Raw genomic sequence first — 528 nt, forward strand, 5'->3', positions numbered from 1 at the left:
TTAAGAGCTTTGCTTGTTATAGCTTACCCTCTCAATTAACCTTCCAGCACTGGGCAGGCGTCACACTCTATACATCCGCTTACGCGTTAGCAGAGTGCTGTGTTTTTAATAAACAGTTGCAGCCACCTGGTATCTTCGACCGATTCTTGCTTTACCTGTTTATAGGTTTTACAATAATTCGGCGCACCTTCTCCCTAAGTTACGGTGCCATTTTGCCTAGTTCCTTCACCCGAGTTCTCTCAAACGCCTTAGTATACTCTACTTAACCACCTGTGTCGGTTTGTGGTACGGTCATATGTAATCTGAAGCTTAGAGGCTTTTCCTGGAAGCATGACATAAACGACTTCACTAACTTTAATAAGTTAGTTTCGTTTCATACCTTAGTTTTATTAAGAAATCGGATTTACCTAATTTCTAAACCTACATATTTTTACCCAGACAACCACCGCTGGGCTCGCCTAGCCTTCTCCGTCACCCCATCGCAATATACATATGGTACGGGAATATTAACCAGTTTTCCATCGATTA

Annotated in this window: 1 rRNA gene; it reads right to left on the reverse strand. The window is 42.0% G+C overall.

Annotation, left to right across the window (positions count from 1 at the left end):
• A 23S ribosomal RNA gene (locus IE124_RS36440) occupies positions 1–528 on the reverse strand; the annotation flags it as partial.

The sequence above is a fragment of the Streptomyces narbonensis genome (genome assembly GCF_014649015.1).
Lineage (GTDB): Bacteria > Actinomycetota > Actinomycetes > Streptomycetales > Streptomycetaceae > Streptomyces > Streptomyces narbonensis.